Below are 16182 nucleotides of genomic sequence, written 5' to 3' on the forward strand. Positions count from 1 at the left end.
TTTTGGCGTGGCCTGGGTTACCGCTTTCTATGATTAGCATTCCTAATAAAAAGGGTCAATTATGACGATAAACAATATTAAACTACGTATTCACCCAGGAGAATGAACGATGCTAATCTCATTATGTATGATTGTCAAAAATGAAGAAGAGGTGCTGGAACGCTGTCTGGACAGCGTTAAAGATATTGCAGATGAAATCATCATTATCGATACGGGATCGACCGATCGGACGAAGAATATCGCTGCCAAATACACCAAACATATCTACGATTACGTCTGGACCAATGACTTTGCAGCAGCCAGAAACGAAGGCATACGCAGAGCGAATTCGAAATGGGTTCTCGTTATGGATGCCGACGAATATTTCAATCCCGCAGATGCATTAAAGCTGCGGAGTTTTCTGGAAACCGAGACTCCGCAGGAGAGCGTCATTTATGCCGTTAATGTCGTAAGTTTTATCGGTAGCTCAATGGAACAGAGCATGATCAATACGGGCGAAGTTCCGCGTCTTTTCCCAAACCATTCCAACTTATTTTTCACGCGGCCTATTCACGAACAACTGCACTCTCTCAACGGAACGGCTCTTACCGTTTATTTGGCCCCTGTGTCCATGTATCATACCGGTTACTTAAAAGGCGTGGTCGAAGCCAAAGAGAAATCAAAACGGAATGCGAGTATTTTCACGGAGTTAAAAAAAACGACCGGATATTCGGCGTATGATTATTACACAATCGGCAACGAATACGGCATTAAAGACGATATTCCAAAAGCAATCTACTACTACGAAAGAGCTTTGAAAAAATCGGAAAAGCTGACAAGCCGCTCCTGGTATCCCCGCTGCGTCATATCGCTGATTCAATGTTACCTGCTTCAGCACCGTTTTTACGATGCCTGGACATTGATAGAACAACGGCTGTCTAACTGGCGCCAATATCCGGAGTACAACTGTTTCAAAGGGAATATTTATTATTATTTGGGGCTTTTTGAAGAAGCTAAGCTCGCTTACGAAGAGACGATCACGGCTGCAGATGAACTGGCGAAATCGACTCATCTATTTTGGCTGGACAGCGCGGAATTTGCATCTACGATCCCTTTGCAAAAATTATTGGAGATCTCAAATGCTGAAAATAATACGGAAAAAACCATCTATTATTTAACCAAATTGCTGATGCAAAACCCTTATGATTATAAGGCATTGGCACAATTAATGGAGCTGCTTTTGCTCTCGGACCCGCCCGCTTCAGTTATGACGTTTTTGAGTCGTACGTATAATGAAAACGATGTTAAACATCTTCTCATTTTGTTTAAGGTGAGTTTATCACTTGGGTCAGAAGAACTGGCTGCCCATTACTATCATCAATTAAAAACGAACGATCAAGAGCTTAAGCCTGCCGATTTGCTGGACTTTTATTTGCTTGTTGGCGACCGGAAGCGGTATGAATCAACGCTGCAGCAATTTGAAGCCCATATGAAAATGAGCGAGGAGCTGTTAGTCAATCGAATATCCGCTTCGCTCATCTGGAACGATTCCGATTATTATAACCGTATATCCATTGAACAGAATGACGGCTTGTTCACCACGTATAAGACTTATCAGCAGATAATTAATCGTGAAAATATCGATCTGGAGTCGATTCAAGTTTCGCTTATCGTTTATAAGCTGCTATCCAGACTCTTTCAATTAAGACAGTATGAAATTTATGATCAGCTGGTGAATAAGATCAGCAATTCCGATATCGTCAACTCTCTTGCAAATTTTCTGTACAAAAAGAAACAGTTCGACTTATCTATGAATTACTACTCGATTCTGCTGCAGGAAAACCAGCTCGACGGTACAAGTTTGGAAAATCTGGCCTTTTATCATTTTAATAATGGCTTTGTCTCTGAAGGGTTGGAGTTTCTTGAAGCGGCAATCGAAAAACGTCCCCATGAGCCATACCTTTATGTATTGTACTTGCAGCGTTGCACCGATCGCGTTAAAAAAGAAACATACCGTCAGCAATTCGGATTTAACTATCCGCAGCTAAAGAAAATTCCCGCTATTAATAAATTCCTGTAATTGAACTGAATCTTAGAGCCGTTTATGAAGTAAAAAGGGATTCTCATCAGCCGTCATGAGAATCCCTTTTATTATTATTTTCGTTTGTCGAAAAATGAACTTCCTGCGTTATAATCACCATCATAAACCTTTTTTTGCATCCGGGATTGTTGAATTTTTTGCAGTCCAACCGATGCTTCCACTTTTAATTGATTCATTCTCCCAAGAATAGCCCCGTCAAATTCGTTTAACTTGCTTAGCGTTGTTTGATCCGATTCATTTATTCTGTTTAACGTTTGCATCTCAACTAACGCACGCTCACGAAGCTCCACAAGATGAACCAGTCGTTCATAATCAACGGAAGATAAATCCTCCATGAGTGCAGCCGTTTCCTTAAACAACATTTCCAACGTTGATAAGCTCATGATGCGGCCTACGGACTTGCAGGGACTGCTGTCTTCGAAATTTGCTTCCATGCATCCCTTAGTTCTTGAAGTAGCCCAAGCACCTCTGTCGCGATCCTTGCTTCCTTCTTAATATTTGCTTGAATAAGCTGATAGAGCAAGTATTCATAGATCCGGGCAAGATCTTTGGAAATGGGATAATTAAAATCCAACGCTGCGGTTAATTCATGAATAACGGATTCGGCCTTGCATAGATACTCATTTGCATGCTCATATTGTTTGGTTTCTATGCCGCTTATGCCTTGCTTGGTAAAGCGAATCGCGCCATCGTACAGCATCAGAACGAGTTGGATCGGCGTCGCGGTTTGGGCGGATAATTGCTGGTATTTCTGATAAGGCGATTGAATCAAACCGGATCACTCCTTCTTACTTACATGTTGCCGGAAAATGCTGACGATTGTGAACTATATCTGTTTATCGCCGTTTCCATTGCCGTAAATTGTTTATAATATTGATTTTCTTTACTCATCAAGTAGCTGTTCATGTTATCGATGCGCTTCTGCAAATCGCGAACCTGTTCGCTTAACATCGAACTGGCAATAAAAGCCCCGCTTTTATCCGTGCTGTAAGATGACGTTCCCGCTTTTTCAGACAATCGCTGGAGAGAACTCATGACCGTATCACTCAGTTTATTAAACAAACCCGTATCGGAGCTTGCCGGAGAACTGTCGGATCCTTTTGCCGTAAATAACGCCATCACGGCATCCGGATTTTGTTCGATGGACTGACGGAGCTTGCTCTCATCTTCAATCACTAATTTTCCGTATTCATTCCACTTTCCCGTATTAATACCTACCGATTGAATATTTGTAATGGAACTGTCTCCCGTCGAAACGACCGCAACGGCTGCCACCCGCATATCGGAAATCATGGACGATAAAATGGTATCGTCGCTGATTAGGCCGCTTCTGGCCTTCTTCTCCCAAAGCTCGACTTCGCTTTCCTTCATGTCGGCTTTCTGAGCATCGGATAAAGGGGTAAAACTGCGGTACCTTTGTTCGTTCAGCTTGCCGTTTACTTGGTCAAGAACGGAATTGTAATCGGTGATAAAAGATTTAATGGTGTTTAAAATCGAATCGGTGTCCACTTTCGATGTGATGGTCGACGCGCCGCTGCTGCCTGACTCCGCCTTAAGCTGCAGACTAAATCCATTAACCGTAACATTATTGCTTGCGGATTTCATGCTTAGGCCGTTGACCTTATACTGTGCATCCTCACCGGCAGTAACAGCTGACGAAGTAATACCACCCATGCCGGAAATCGTGATCGATTTGTTTCCGGTCGTGTTGGATGTAATCGACAGCAAACCCGATTGGCTGTCCAGCATTGCGGTAACATTAGCACCTTTATCCGCGTTAATTTTGGCGAGGACGCCGCTTAAGGTATCATTTTTATTATAAACGATATCCGCCCCGCCTATCGTTAACTTGCCGCTGTCCGGATCAGAAGAACCTGAATCTTGAACAAACAGACCTAAATTCCCCATCGTTTTGGAGGAATCAATAGGCGCACCATTAAGCTGAACCATCGTATTCGCTGCAGTCGCCAAGCTTCCTACCGTAACCGAAAGCGAACCGTTGGCGGCACTGCTTGTCGAAGTAACGGATACGGATGACGTGTTTCCTGTAACCTCTGAAGTTCTGGCGCTCATACTGGTTGCAGTATTATATTTCGCCAACTTGTTGTTCCGAAAATCAACCAACGATGTGCTGACATCCCGGTAAGCTTCCTGCTGCCAGTTGATCGTTGTTTGTTTTTGTTTTAACTTGTCCAGCTTGGAATTTTCCGCTTTCATTAACGTTTTCACCATTGCGTCAATATCAAGCCCCGATGTAAAACCGGATATTCTTAACAGGTCGCTCACTCTCCCGCTGCCTCCTTCTATACTTTATGATCAATTAAAATCCCTGCGATTTCCATCATTTTGGCCGCTATATCCAGCGTTTTCTCCGACGGAATTTCACGAATCATTTCGCCGGTGTCCTTGTCTAACACTTTGATCATAATGGCATTTGTTTCTTTATGAACCGAAAACTCAAATGTGGTGTGCGGACCTTCCATCGCCTTGATCGCGCGGTCGACCGCTTTAATTTTCTGTTCATCGCCGATTGTTATTTTTTCGCCCCGAAGCTGAGCCAGGCGAAGCGCTTCCGTTGTATTGATTAACTGGTTTTTATTACTGTCGGATTTAAGTGATTCGTTGGTGTTTGTGTCTGTAAGCATCGGTTGTCCTGTACTGACCGAAGTAATTTTCATTGACATAACCCCATCCCGATTTAATTCTTTCTATAAGTTATATCGGCTGCTGTCGGTAAGGTTTTAATATGTATGTTTTTATTTTGCGTATCTCATCGTTGAAAGACGGTTCTTCGCCTTGTCATATCCTAATTCCGCTGCCGCCTCGTAGCATGATTCGGCTTGCCGGGCATGCTCCGTCATTTCGTAGTAAACTCCTAAATTGTATAAAGCAGCATACGATCCCGTACCGGATACGCAGTCGTAACGGTCCGTTTCGCCGATCGCAATACAAGTTTTATAAGAAAGCTCGATTCGGGATAAAAGATGAATATATCTTTCCGGATTACTCAGAATGAAATCCAGATAAAAAATCCCGCAAGCAAAATGATAATCGGGAAATCCTTGTACGAATGAATGGTTTTTTTCAATGATGGAAATAGCTTTCTCAAACTCCCGGGCAGCTATTAAGGCATATAAATACTGCACGACTGCGTTCGGGGCATATCTTTCCTGGCCGGTTAAGTTTTCATAAGACAACCGTAAGTAATGGCAGGCTTCATTCAGCAGGTTAATGCCTTTATATTGTTTGCCTAATTGGTAATAGTTGTATGTATTGTTTTGATCCTCTTCAAGCTCTTTCAGCAATAAAGGAATATTCCGCTGCGATTTATCCGTGTTCAAATAACCGTCGTGACGAACCGTAATAGGTACTTTAACTCGCAGCAAGTCCGAATCGGCCTGTTCGTGTATACGTCCCTTAAACATCACGCCGGCAGGAAGCAAACGGGTTATAAAATCTCGCGATTCGTTGAATTCACCATCGTCAACCGTTTCGCTTATCAGTTCAATTCGGCCTAATCCTTTCGATTGCGCCATAAATTGCCGGATGGCTTCACGGTTGAAATGCGTCATATATTCGTCCGCATCCAAAACAAGATTCCACTTAGAAGATGATTGGGACAGCGCATAGTTACGAGCTTCAGCAAAATGATCATTCCATCGGCAGTCAAATACGGCGGCTCCGTAATTCTTTGCAATCGACTGTGTCCCGTCCGTTGAACCCGTATCGGCGATGATGATTTCATCAACGTAAGGAGATGCGCTCTCTAAGCAGCGGGGCAGCTTTGCGGCTTCATTGCGTACAATCATGACCAGAGACAGCTTATTCATTCGTTTTCCCCTGTTCATTCGAAGTAAAAAGGGACCTCAGAAGTAAATTCCAAGGTCCCTCTTTCATGAAAAAAATGACGATTAGCGAAGCAGCGACAGTACGCCTTGCGGCGCGGAGTTGGCCTGAGCCAGCATCGACTGCGAAGCTTGAAGCAGGATGTTGTTTTTGGTGAGCTGTACCATTTCTTTTGCCATATCCGTATCGCGGATACGGGACTCCGAAGCGGTAAGGTTTTCCGTCGTTGTTCCCAAGTTGTTGGACGTGTATTCCAGACGGTTTTGCAGGGCGCCCAGTTTGCCGCGCTCGGAAGCAACTGCTGTAATCGCAGTGTTGATTTCTGCGAGCGTTTTTGCCGACCCAAGTGACGAGAAACTTGCAGTTATAATCGTACCAATCGCAATAACCGTTCCTTTATCGTCAGTCGCGATGCTGGCACCCGCAGTAATGCTGATACCATTAAAAGTAGTGTTGTTGATAATGTTATCGATTTGCGAACCGAGTGCGTTCAATTCCAGATCGATGTTGTCTTTATCTGCCGTTTGGTACGTGCCGTTCGCTTTTTGAACGTTCAGCTCTTTCATGCGGGTCAGCATTGCGGATACTTCGTTCAGCGCGCCCTCAGCCGTTTGCACGAAGGAGATGCCGTCTTGCGTGTTGCGTTGAGCTTGCTCCAGGCCGCGGATTTGGCCGCGCATGTTCTCGGAAATGGAGAGACCTGCAGCGTCGTCGGCAGCGCGGTTAATGCGCAGACCGGAAGATAGCTTCTCCATGTTTTTGCTTGAGTTAGCTTGGTTCAATCCCATGTTGCGGTGCGTGTTTAATGCGCTAATATTGTGGTTGATAATCATGAGAATATTCCTCCCTGAATGGTTAAGTTAGTCCCGCATCCTTGCGGTAAAGCGACATCAGGTCGGCCGCCCTTTATCAGCTCTAAACTATATATCGGCGAAAATGGTCGATTGTTTAGTTCTTCTTACAAGTTTTTCAGACCTTGAAACTGCTTTTTCAAGTCGGTTATGGATAAATTCGGCTGCAGGGCGTCACGGTTGGAATCGGCAACGGAAATGAACAGTTCTTTCCGCAAAATGCCCACTTCCTTCGGAGCGGATATCCCGATTTTCACACCGTCGGAGGTAATTTCCAGCACGCTGATTTCGATATCGCCGCCGATCAGAATCGCCTCGCCTTTTTTGCGTCCAAGCACGAGCATCAAGACCCCTCCTTCTGATCCGCTTCATTGTGAAACAAGGCGTGTCTTGTGCTGTAACCCGTGTTTTCTAAAATGACTTGAACGGCCTTTCGGTTAGAGGCGTTCATCACAATCGGAGCAACCAGGTTGGTCGTCGCTTCTTCGAGATTGCCCTTTACACTGACGATATTAAACACTCTGACTTCCTCGATCGATTTCACTTCCAGTTCACGCTCTACATGATCGGGCAGTTGGAATTCATACTCAGGATAAAACTCAAAAGGCGAAATGGATACAAACGCAAGATCGCCGTTCTCCACCGATTGAATATAAAAGAACGGACTCTCTTCCAGCGAAATGATCGTATACTTCTTGAAATTTTGAAAACCCGGAATCCCATGCGGAAAAAAAACGATCTCGTTCGGGTCGAATTCGAGTTCTCCAAATCGTGTCGTCTGAATTAACATAACAGCACTCTCCTTCGTGCAGTCCTTCATGCTTAAAGAGCTATAAAATCGCGGTTTTCACGACTTTATAGCTCTTCCGGTTAGACAAGTTAACCGCGCAAATCGACAACGGGCGGGGGTACAATCGTAACCGATGGGTATTGCTCCATATAAAAATGGACTTTTCCCGGTGTGAATCGAATGTCCACCGGATGCGTTTGAACGTCTTTTTCAATATAACCCGGTGTTACTTTTATTTCCGGTTTGCGTACCTGCGGATCGAATTTGGTGTTCATAACTGACGCAGGTCCGTACACGGGAAGCGCGGGCCGCTCCCGCCCCAGCTCTTCACGGGCAAGATCCGGAATCGGATTGTGTTTCGTTGATAAATCGGCGATCCGCTGCCATTTGTGATTAATATCTATCGTGTGCCGCTTCATATACTCCCCCGTCTGAGAGTATATACGCTGTATGAAAGCCTCCGGCTTTCCCCCGTTAATCGCATCCCATGTAAGTGACTGATCGATGACAACAACCGGCTGCGATGATGTAATGTCAACTTGCGTTGGAACCGTATGAAATTGCTGCTCTGCTTGCTGCTGATGAATACTTACTTTTCCCCATTCCGTTCGAAATCCGAGTTTGGCTGGCTGCTGGTAAATTTGTAGCTGAGGCAGCTTCATCTCAGTTCAAAAAATTAACGAGCGAAGGAGTTATAATCTTTGCTCCAACCGATAAAGACGCCTGATACACATTTTGACTGACCGTCGAATCCATATACAGCTTCTCTACGTCCGCATCCTCTGTTTTGGATTGCAGGGATGTCAAACTCAATTTCATATCGGCAAGCCGGTCCTGCATCAAATCGACGCGATTGGTGCGGGCACCGATCTCGGAGCGGGCGGTAATGATTTTATTCAAGCGGGAATTAACGGAGGCAATCTCCGCTTGAATTGCGTTATAATTGCCGCTGCCCAGCGCAGAAGAAAGACGATCGAATACGGAAAAAACATTGTCGGTTGTACCGGATGAATCCGCATCTCCAAACACTTCGCTTGCGGTTAAATTAACGGGCATTTGAATCCCTTCGCCGATTGCATAGATAACGCTTCCCTGATCCGGGCTTACAGATTTGGCGTCAAATCCGGCAGAGCTTTTGTCAAAAGGGATTTGATCGAACTTTTGTCCGTTAAACACATATTTCCCGTTAAAATTGCTGTTTGCGACATCTACCATTTGCTGCTTTAATATATCGACTTCGGACTTTATACTGTTAAGCGACGTCTGGGTATTCGTGCCGGTTGAGGCTTGGACAGAAAGCTCGTTAATCCGCTGCATAATTTTCGTTGCCTGATCCAATTGGGAATCGTTGAAATCAAGCCAGGACTGAGCGGAATCTACATTTCTTTTGTATTGTTCATTTGACGCGATTTCCGTCCGGTAGCGGAGGCCATATGTAATTCCTACAGGGTCATCGGACGGCTTGTTAATTTTTCGGCCTGTTGAGATTTGATCCTGCTGATCGGACATCTTGCCCATGTTCGTATTTAAATTCCGTATGAGCTGGGAATGCATCATTCCCTGTGTAACGCGGAATGCCATCTTATTCCCTCCTCTTATTAACGGCCTACCGTTCCGGTTCCGTTAATGAGTTTTTCCAGCATTTCATCGATCGTTGTCATGAATCTTGCAGCCGCGTTGTACGCATTTTGAAACTTGATCATATCGGACATTTCCTCGTCCATCGAAACGCCGCTTACCGACTGGCGGCTGCTGTCCACCTGGGCAACCATAGCGGTTGCATTGTCGTATTGCCGCTGCGCCTCTTGCGATTGAACGCCAATTGCACCAACGAGTGAATTATAAAAATTACCGACGGTTGCGTTTGTGACGGGTCCGCCGGTTGCCGTCTGATCAAATTTAAAGGCTGCGTCCTTGGCTTCCGACATCAACAGCGCCAGACTGTTGTTTCCTTTAATGACGGTAGTCACTCCCGATGAATCGGTAGACGTACGCATTGAAGTGGCGATTTTATTGCTGTCCGTATAAATCGCAGGGTTCAAGCGGATACTGGCGGCCGTGATGCCGCTTGCGCCCGCAGTCGCATCGAAAGTAAAGAAATCCTGACCGGCGGTTGCCGGAGACTCCAGCGTATAGCCAAGCTTATGAAGACCGTTAATGCCTTTAACCGTCATCGGAGTATCGGCAGCAAGAGGCGTCGTTGTTCCGGGTAATATGGATCCTTTCGGAATGGTGACTTGAAACTCCCCATTGGCAAGTGTATTAGCCAAAGTATCCAATTGAGCTTGAAAATCAGCCAGGTAGGCATCTCTTGATCTTATCGTACCGAAAATCTCGCCGCCATTGAGGTCGCCGGATTGATAAGCGCCGGTTAACGTTGCATTGGTAAGCGCGGTTGCTACAGCTCCATTCACAAGAGCCGAATTTCCCATTGAAATGCTGTATCCGTCGGCTGTATCATTAACCGTCACGTTCACCAGCTTGGATAATTTGTCTGTCAACAGATCCCGTTTATCGCGAAGATCGTTGGCGTCGTCGCCCAATGCTTCAATCTTCTTAATCTGTACATTCAAATCTGAAATGGACTGTATCATCGTGTTCGCTTGTGAGGCCTTTGCGTCAATACTTGCAGACAGATCAGCGTTTAAGTCTTCCAGATGCTCGCTTGTCTGATTAAAGGAGTCCACTAGTGCCAATGCATTTTGCTTGACGATCTGGCGGTTGGTTACATTTTCCGGATCTTTGCTTAAGTCCGACCAAGAGGACCAGAACTTTTCGAAAACCGTGCGAATCCCGTTGTCCGACGGTTCGTTAAGTACTTTCTCGAGCTTGTCGAGCGTCTCGGACTGAATTTGCCAGCTTCCAAGGAACTTGCTTTCATTCCGGTATTGTTCGTCCAGAAAAGCGGTACGGATCCGCTCAATGGAGGCCGCCTCAACCCCCGTACCCAGTTGGCCCGTTGCAGTTGAACGATTTAATCCGTAAGCCTCCATCGGTTTGGACGCCGTCATCGTAACCCGCTGCCGGGTATATCCTTCCGTATTGGCATTGGCGATATTATGTCCTGTCGTGCCCAATGCTGTCTGCTGAGTAAACAAGCTCCGTTTGGCCGTTTCAATGCTGTGAAAAGTAGACGCCAATGACATGTCCCTCCTTTATCCTCTCGTGTCAAACAGGCCGGCCCGCGGTCCCCCGCTAAGACGATTCATTGGATGCTGGTATGTAAAATCGTCGCTGGGATTGTCGACGACAAGCTCCAGCGAGTACTCGATAAAATCAAGCGACTGGCGGATGAGCTGCTGGTTGTGTTCGTTTTTGCGCTGCAGCTCCGTCAGTCTTGCCGCCAGCTCGCTTTGGATGTCGATCAGCTGCTGCTTCTCACCCGGATGATTGACCGTCCGGATCATGTCGCTCAGCTTGCCGCTGCGCAGACGGAGGGAAAGGCGCGAAAAATAAGTATTTGTCAGCATGCTCCGCCGCAGCTCGAGCTCATCCGCCTTTTGCACCAATTTCCGCTCTTTGCTCATAATGACGTTCAGACGCTCGATATCATTTTTGACCAGAACGGGCGTCTTTTGCTCCGCCGTTTCAAGCAGCTGCCCGTAAAGTTCCAATTGCTCCCGCAGCGTTTCCAGTACCGCTTGTACGGACATTGATCGTTCACCCGTTCATTAGGATTTCAAGTAAGGCCACATTTTCTCGGCAATTTTGCCCGCATCGACATGGTACGTTCCCGAAGATACCTGCTGTTTCAAATCGGCCACGCGCTGCGCACGATCGGCGTTCTGCGCCTGGCTGCTCTGCAGCATTTCCTTCGCTTCGGCGGAAATTTCTACCTTATCGGTCTGCTTCTTCCGGGCGGTCTCAGCAGTATGCGTCTCATGCTGCTTCCGGTACGTATTGACGGCATTCAGCCGCTGGGTTTCGTTAATTTTCAACTTCATTCACCTCGTTTATCAGTTCTCTAAATAAAAAACCGATAACATTTATGAAAGTATTATCGGCTTGACAATAAGGTTTCTTAATAGACCGGGAGTACCAAACGTGAACCGTTGCTTAAGGAAAAAAGGTCCATTTTGCAAGATCGGCGGCAGTACATATCATTTCTTAATCGTACACATCATCAGCAAATTACCGGTCTTTGAGCCGTTCATTGATCTGGTAGGATAGCCGGGAAGCGGCGGCGCGGCTGTCATCGGTGTTCACGCCTTCCAGCCGGTTCACTTCCTTGATCAACCGGGAACGGCAGGAGTTGCACATATTATTTTCACGAATCATATCGCCGCATACTTCACAGGGATAGCCTAAATTGTAGGCTTCTATTAGCGAAATACGCCCTTCACGGATAAACCGCGTAATCTGACGAATCGAAACGTTCGTATGCTCCGACACCTCGTAAATGATTGCCCCTCTGTTTTTACGCAGAAATTCGGCGCAGCTCTCGTACTCCTTATCGATTTCCCTCATGCAAGAAGGACATATATCACGAAAATTTTTGGCAAACAGTTTACCGCAGCGGGGGCAGTTGTCCAGATTCATCGCGGGTAACCTCCTCTATTATACCTTTTTCTACCTCTATTGTATCGGCAGAAACAGCGGAATTTGCCAGCTTTCTTGAAAAAAAGCGGAGGATTCGCGGATTAACTATGAGCGCGCCCAGGTCAAGGAGTAAAGCTCGAGCTTTTCCGGCAAGGCTTCTTCCAGCGCCCTCGCGCAATCATGAAGGGTCCCGCCCGTCGTATAAATATCATCGATAATCAGAATGCGCAGCGGACGGTACTGGAAAACGGGCATTTCGGTTGAGGTGGAACAAGTCCATTTTCGTAAAACGGATGATGCATCCGGTAAAGCCCGAAACAGCGCCGAAGTATCGCGGAGACGCTCAGAGCGCGTCTTAAAGCTTTGCTTGCCGGTATGGCGCGCTCTTTCCAGCAGCGGCACGACCGGTATCCGGTACCGTTCTCCAAGTGCCGATGCAAACCGCTCCGCCTGATTGAACCCGCGCTCCTCCAGCCGCTCCAAACTGACCGGCACGAAAGTAAACATGTCCCACACCGGCTCTGGTGCAGGCTGGCGTGGCAGGCGTATACTTTTCCACAAGCCGGAGAAACGGGAGAGGGAGAAAAAGGGTGCCTTCATCATGGCAGAGGCTGCCATCTTGGCAAAGGCCGCCTGATTGGCAAGGACTTCCTTCATGGCCATGTGAGAATTAGCGGTCGGGGCGGTTACCGGGTTGGCCCGGAATTGTGAAGATCGTTGCATCAAGTCGGCGGAAAGCGCTTCGAAGGCCGGAGACAGCATATCCGCCAAATAGGGAAGAAGACTTTCTTTACCCCGGTATTTATACAAGGCAAGCAGCTTTTTCATCGGATCGTCGTAGCGGACGGCGCTGCGGTTGCGGATCAAAAATCCGTTTTGCCGGCGGCGGCAATCGTCGCAGCGGACGGCACGTCCGCAAACCGCGCATTCGATATGTGTGATCCACGGAACGGAGCCTAGACAATCCGCACACAGTGCGGCGGCAAAAGACGCCGGAAGGCCGGATGGTACACCCGGATTTAGATGATGTGAACGGCAGGCTTTCCCGCACACGGGACAGCTCATCTGCGCCGGGGAAAGCAGTCCGAGTGCCCGTGATGCCCAAGAGGATCTGCTTCCGATTCCGGATGTACTGGGATTTCGCTGGAACATGAACAATACCTCCAAAAGTTTTTTCCGAAGGAAAAACACTTCGTAAGCATAAGCTTAGTTGTATATGCCTATAGGCGCGTATTCAAACAAGCGAGTTGTTCTACTGCTGGGGATGATTAGCTTCTCGGATCGGGGCTTATCTGCGGAAGCAAATATCCCCGGCGGCGGGCGATCCGGTTCATCGTGCGGATTTGCCGGATTGCCGCAAGCTGGGCGCGGTTGCGGGACGGGCTGCAAAAGAAAACCCGGCCGTGAGGATCATCGGCCGAACGGCCTGCCCGCCCCGCCATTTGCACGAGAGAAGCTTCGTCAAACAGCCGGCCATCCGCATCAAGAATAAAAATATCGCTGCGGGGAATCGTCACGCCGCGTTCCAAAATGGTCGTCGTCACCAGAATCCGTATTTCGCGTTTTCGAAAACGCTGCACCTTCTCCGCCCGCTGCGGATCGGAAGAAAATGTGCCGTCGATCGTCAAATGGGCAAAGACGCTCTGGAGCAGATTCACAAGCGGCTGAACATGCCGGATCTGCTGAACAAAGACGAACAGCTGCGCATCCCGGTCCACCGAGCATGCTAATGCGGCAGCCAGCGTCCTCGGCAGAGCCGTGCCGCGCAGCACATCCCGGACGCTTGGCATGCGCAGCGTTTGGGGCACCGGCAGCGGATGCCGGTGGAAACGGACCGGCACCCGCGCGTAAGGCAGCCGGCCTCTGCGCGCCGCACGCTGCAGTTCGGCAGGCGGGGTCGCAGACAGCAGCAAAGTCGCCCCTGCCGTAGAGCAAGCTTTGGCGGCTGCATAATGAAGCATCGGATCGCCGTGATAAGGATAAGCATCAAGCTCATCGATAATGACCAGCTCAAAAGCTTGATAAAAACGGAACAATTGATGCGTCGTAGCAAGCGTAATGCTTCCGCTCTCCCACCTCTGCTCGCTGCCTCCGTAAAGAGTGACGACCGTTTCGTGCGGAAAAGCTTTGCGAATACGCGGATCAAGCTCCAGCACGACATCTCTTCGCGGCGTCGCCAGCAGCGCCCGCCCCCCTCTCAGAAGAACCGATTCAATGAGCGGAAACACCATTTCCGTCTTGCCTGCCCCGGTAACCGCCCATAGCAAAAACTGCGGCGAGAAGCGCGGCTGATCCGCATTCGTATAGCGCGAACTGCCTGCTCCCGGCAGCGGCAGCCACCGTCTCACCGCGTTCTGAGCCCATTCGGCCGCTTGAGTCATAAGCTTCAGCCGGGGGAGGCAGGTTTCGCTTTGAGCGGCCGTTCCTTGAACAGCGGCCGATCGGGAATGCGACCGGCTTAACTTCCAGCTATTCGAGGACGTCAGGGCGGATGCATCGTGTTCGATAAAATGGAGCGCCTGGCCTGCCGCATCCGACTGCGCCGGACTCAGCTGCCACCGGCGTAACCGCTCGGCAGCCGCCGGCAGTCGGCATGCCGCAGTCTGCGGCTGCTCATGCAGAGGTCGTACCTGCACGCCGAGCACAAGCAGCTCGCACTCTCGGCTGCGGCCCATAGTGATGCATGCCTCGCAGTAAGCGCACATGCGGCCGCAAGACGCGCATAATGCGCGCCGCAGTTGGGAACCGCCGCTGCCGCAGCGCAGACATTGGCGCCGCCGGCCCGCGCCAACAGCGACGGCGCTTCGCAGGCGCAGCAAACCGAGCAGCGCCGCCAGCTGAAGCGGCGCGCGCAAGGCGACACCGATTGCCTCTTCCGTGCCTTCGGGGGCTATTCCGCCCATAGTATCCGTTCCGGCAACTTCATTTCCGTCAGCCCAAGTGGCTCTCGTCCATACGTTCCCTTTGCTTCCGGCTCTTGTGTTGCTCGCCGCAGTGGTCGCTCCTGCTGCAAGGCCACCGGCCCATGGGGCGCTGGCTGCTGTAAACGCCCCTGCAGCGCCCCCGCCGCCGGCGGTCAGCAGCGCCTGCACTTCGCCGCGCAGCAGCGCGCGCCCCCGCAAAGCTGCGCCCGCGGAACGGGCCGCAGCCGCAAGCGCCGCCGCCTCGGCGGAAGCGGCAACGGTGCCCGAGCCGCCCGGCCGCTCCGCTTGAGCCGCTGCCGAACGCAGGCTGACGCGGGGAGAGCCGCACTCCCCCGCCGCGGCGTTTCCCCGCCATGCAGCGGCGCTTTGCCCTGCCGGCGGCGATGCGCCGCCCCCGCCGCTCTGCCTTGCTCCAAAAGTAACCCACCGCAGCTGCGGTGCAGTCCGGCTGCCGGAACGTGCCGTCCGGGCGCCGCCGCTCTCGAGCTCGGCCGCTTCCACACATGCGGCAAGCCGATGCTGCGCATCTTCCGCGGAAACTTGCCTTGCCGTCTTCTCCTCCCACAGCTCCACCGCACGATACGCTGCGCCGAGCGGCAGCGCATTTTTGCACAAAAGCAGCTGCGGCGCTGATCCCTCCAGACGAATCCGCCCCGTCCCTTCTCCATCAATCGTTGCCCGAAAATGCTCGTCCAGCCAGTACGAGAGATCAATTCCGGGCTCTATGCTAAACCTTGCTCTCCACCCTTCTTTTGTAAGCACGACGTAAACATACCCTTTCATACCGCGCCCCGCCCCTTCCCCGCATCCCTTTTTCGCCAACAAAAAAACACACCTCAAGCAGCAAGTAACGCTGCCGGGTGTGCTTCACTCCGAAAAAAGGATGTATTTTGTTGCTTAGGTTGCTTAACATTTAATCCGACAAATGGTTTATTCCGTTTGTCTTTCAGTATAGGCCGATTGCCGCACGTTTGGCAACCGCTTCCCTATGAACCGCTTGCATCCATGCAAGTACATCGTGTGCAATTTTTTCCGGCGCGAGTCGGGAGCTGTCATGACGCAGTCTGTTACTCGATACGATCGGGCGAATACACAGGGGTGCTGAATCTGAAACCTTACCGCAGCAATGGCACGTTCCGCCGGCCGCATCAT

17 protein-coding genes are annotated in these 16182 nt (G+C 49.5%); 1 reads left to right on the plus strand and 16 read right to left on the minus strand.

Features of this window, described 5'->3' with window-relative positions; all coding sequences use genetic code 11:
- Positions 1 to 127: 127 nt before the first annotated feature.
- The gene (locus VN24_RS07880) at positions 128 to 2059 is read left to right on the plus strand and encodes a glycosyltransferase (protein ID WP_045669942.1); all 1932 of its coding nucleotides are present in this window, start codon (positions 128 to 130) and stop codon (positions 2057 to 2059) included.
- Between the two features lie 74 nt (positions 2060 to 2133).
- Here the strand turns inward: VN24_RS07880 and VN24_RS07885 are convergent, their stop codons facing one another.
- The 16 genes from VN24_RS07885 to VN24_RS28110 form a co-directional block, all read right to left on the minus strand.
- Entirely contained in the window at positions 2134 to 2448 is a 315-nt protein-coding gene (locus tag VN24_RS07885) for a hypothetical protein (RefSeq protein ID WP_045669943.1), read from the minus strand.
- A 23-nt stretch (positions 2449 to 2471) separates the two neighbouring features.
- Entirely contained in the window at positions 2472 to 2852 is a 381-nt protein-coding gene (fliS, locus tag VN24_RS07890) for a flagellar export chaperone FliS (RefSeq protein WP_045669944.1), read from the minus strand.
- A 20-nt stretch (positions 2853 to 2872) separates the two neighbouring features.
- Entirely contained in the window at positions 2873 to 4366 is a 1494-nt protein-coding gene (gene fliD, locus VN24_RS07895; protein ID WP_052702844.1) for a flagellar filament capping protein FliD, read from the minus strand.
- A gap of 17 nt (positions 4367 to 4383) precedes the next feature.
- On the minus strand, positions 4384 to 4758 hold the full coding sequence (locus tag VN24_RS07900) for a flagellar protein FlaG (RefSeq protein ID WP_052702845.1): 375 nt from the start codon (positions 4756 to 4758) through the stop codon (positions 4384 to 4386).
- Between the two features lie 78 nt (positions 4759 to 4836).
- Positions 4837 to 5910 (minus strand): tetratricopeptide repeat-containing glycosyltransferase family 2 protein, encoded by a 1074-nt coding sequence (locus VN24_RS07905; RefSeq protein ID WP_052702846.1) that lies wholly within the window; start codon positions 5908 to 5910, stop codon positions 4837 to 4839.
- Positions 5911 to 5991: 81 nt separating this feature from the next.
- Positions 5992 to 6759 carry a flagellin N-terminal helical domain-containing protein gene (locus VN24_RS07910; RefSeq protein WP_045669946.1) on the minus strand — a complete coding sequence of 256 codons (768 nt, stop codon included), beginning with the start codon at positions 6757 to 6759 and terminating at the stop codon, positions 5992 to 5994.
- Positions 6760 to 6884: 125 nt separating this feature from the next.
- Entirely contained in the window at positions 6885 to 7121 is a 237-nt protein-coding gene (gene csrA / locus VN24_RS07915) for a carbon storage regulator CsrA (RefSeq protein ID WP_045669947.1), read from the minus strand.
- A complete protein-coding gene (fliW, locus tag VN24_RS07920; protein ID WP_045669948.1) occupies positions 7121 to 7567 on the minus strand; it encodes a flagellar assembly protein FliW in 447 nt (148 codons plus the stop codon). Before fliW ends, csrA begins: the two co-directional genes overlap by 1 nt.
- Positions 7568 to 7656: 89 nt before the next feature.
- On the minus strand, positions 7657 to 8229 hold the full coding sequence (locus VN24_RS28105; RefSeq protein ID WP_045669949.1) for a DUF6470 family protein: 573 nt from the start codon (positions 8227 to 8229) through the stop codon (positions 7657 to 7659).
- 1 nt (position 8230) lies between these two features.
- Positions 8231 to 9148 (minus strand): flagellar hook-associated protein FlgL, encoded by a 918-nt coding sequence (flgL, locus tag VN24_RS07930; RefSeq protein ID WP_045669950.1) that lies wholly within the window; start codon positions 9146 to 9148, stop codon positions 8231 to 8233.
- 17 nt (positions 9149 to 9165) lie between these two features.
- Positions 9166 to 10707, minus strand: a complete 1542-nt coding sequence (gene flgK / locus VN24_RS07935; protein ID WP_045669951.1) for a flagellar hook-associated protein FlgK — start codon at positions 10705 to 10707, stop codon at positions 9166 to 9168.
- 15 nt (positions 10708 to 10722) lie between these two features.
- Positions 10723 to 11220 carry a flagellar protein FlgN gene (locus tag VN24_RS07940; RefSeq protein ID WP_045669952.1) on the minus strand — a complete coding sequence of 166 codons (498 nt, stop codon included), beginning with the start codon at positions 11218 to 11220 and terminating at the stop codon, positions 10723 to 10725.
- Between the two features lie 18 nt (positions 11221 to 11238).
- On the minus strand, positions 11239 to 11505 hold the full coding sequence (flgM, locus tag VN24_RS07945; RefSeq protein WP_045669953.1) for a flagellar biosynthesis anti-sigma factor FlgM: 267 nt from the start codon (positions 11503 to 11505) through the stop codon (positions 11239 to 11241).
- 193 nt (positions 11506 to 11698) lie between these two features.
- Complete coding sequence (locus tag VN24_RS07950; protein WP_045669954.1) at positions 11699 to 12106, minus strand: TIGR03826 family flagellar region protein; 408 nt, start codon at positions 12104 to 12106, stop codon at positions 11699 to 11701.
- Positions 12107 to 12211: 105 nt separating this feature from the next.
- Positions 12212 to 13258 (minus strand): ComFC family protein, encoded by a 1047-nt coding sequence (locus VN24_RS26230; protein WP_052702847.1) that lies wholly within the window; start codon positions 13256 to 13258, stop codon positions 12212 to 12214.
- A 116-nt stretch (positions 13259 to 13374) separates the two neighbouring features.
- Positions 13375 to 15852: an ATP-dependent helicase ComFA gene (locus VN24_RS28110; RefSeq protein WP_052702848.1), complete on the minus strand. Its 2478-nt coding sequence runs from the start codon at positions 15850 to 15852 to the stop codon at positions 13375 to 13377.
- Positions 15853 to 16182 lie beyond the last annotated feature (330 nt).

It is taken from the genome of Paenibacillus beijingensis (assembly GCF_000961095.1).
Classification (GTDB): Bacteria; Bacillota; Bacilli; order Paenibacillales; family Paenibacillaceae; genus Paenibacillus_O; species Paenibacillus_O beijingensis.

What these genes read in the sequence shown, in the direction of transcription:
- csrA (WP_045669947.1), bottom strand. Translation starts at nt 7,121, where the DNA reads ATGCTCGTGCTTGGACGCAAAAAAGGCGAGGCGATTCTGATCGGCGGC.
- flgL (WP_045669950.1), bottom strand. Translation starts at nt 9,148, where the DNA reads ATGGCATTCCGCGTTACACAGGGAATGATGCATTCCCAGCTCATACGG.
- VN24_RS07950 (WP_045669954.1), bottom strand. Translation starts at nt 12,106, where the DNA reads ATGAATCTGGACAACTGCCCCCGCTGCGGTAAACTGTTTGCCAAAAAT.
- VN24_RS26230 (WP_052702847.1), bottom strand. Translation starts at nt 13,258, where the DNA reads ATGTTCCAGCGAAATCCCAGTACATCCGGAATCGGAAGCAGATCCTCT.
- VN24_RS07940 (WP_045669952.1), bottom strand. Translation starts at nt 11,220, where the DNA reads ATGTCCGTACAAGCGGTACTGGAAACGCTGCGGGAGCAATTGGAACTT.
- VN24_RS07905 (WP_052702846.1), bottom strand. Translation starts at nt 5,910, where the DNA reads ATGAATAAGCTGTCTCTGGTCATGATTGTACGCAATGAAGCCGCAAAG.
- fliW (WP_045669948.1), bottom strand. Translation starts at nt 7,567, where the DNA reads ATGTTAATTCAGACGACACGATTTGGAGAACTCGAATTCGACCCGAAC.
- VN24_RS07880 (WP_045669942.1), top strand. Translation starts at nt 128, where the DNA reads ATGATTGTCAAAAATGAAGAAGAGGTGCTGGAACGCTGTCTGGACAGC.
- VN24_RS07900 (WP_052702845.1), bottom strand. Translation starts at nt 4,758, where the DNA reads ATGAAAATTACTTCGGTCAGTACAGGACAACCGATGCTTACAGACACA.
- VN24_RS07910 (WP_045669946.1), bottom strand. Translation starts at nt 6,759, where the DNA reads ATGATTATCAACCACAATATTAGCGCATTAAACACGCACCGCAACATG.
- VN24_RS28105 (WP_045669949.1), bottom strand. Translation starts at nt 8,229, where the DNA reads ATGAAGCTGCCTCAGCTACAAATTTACCAGCAGCCAGCCAAACTCGGA.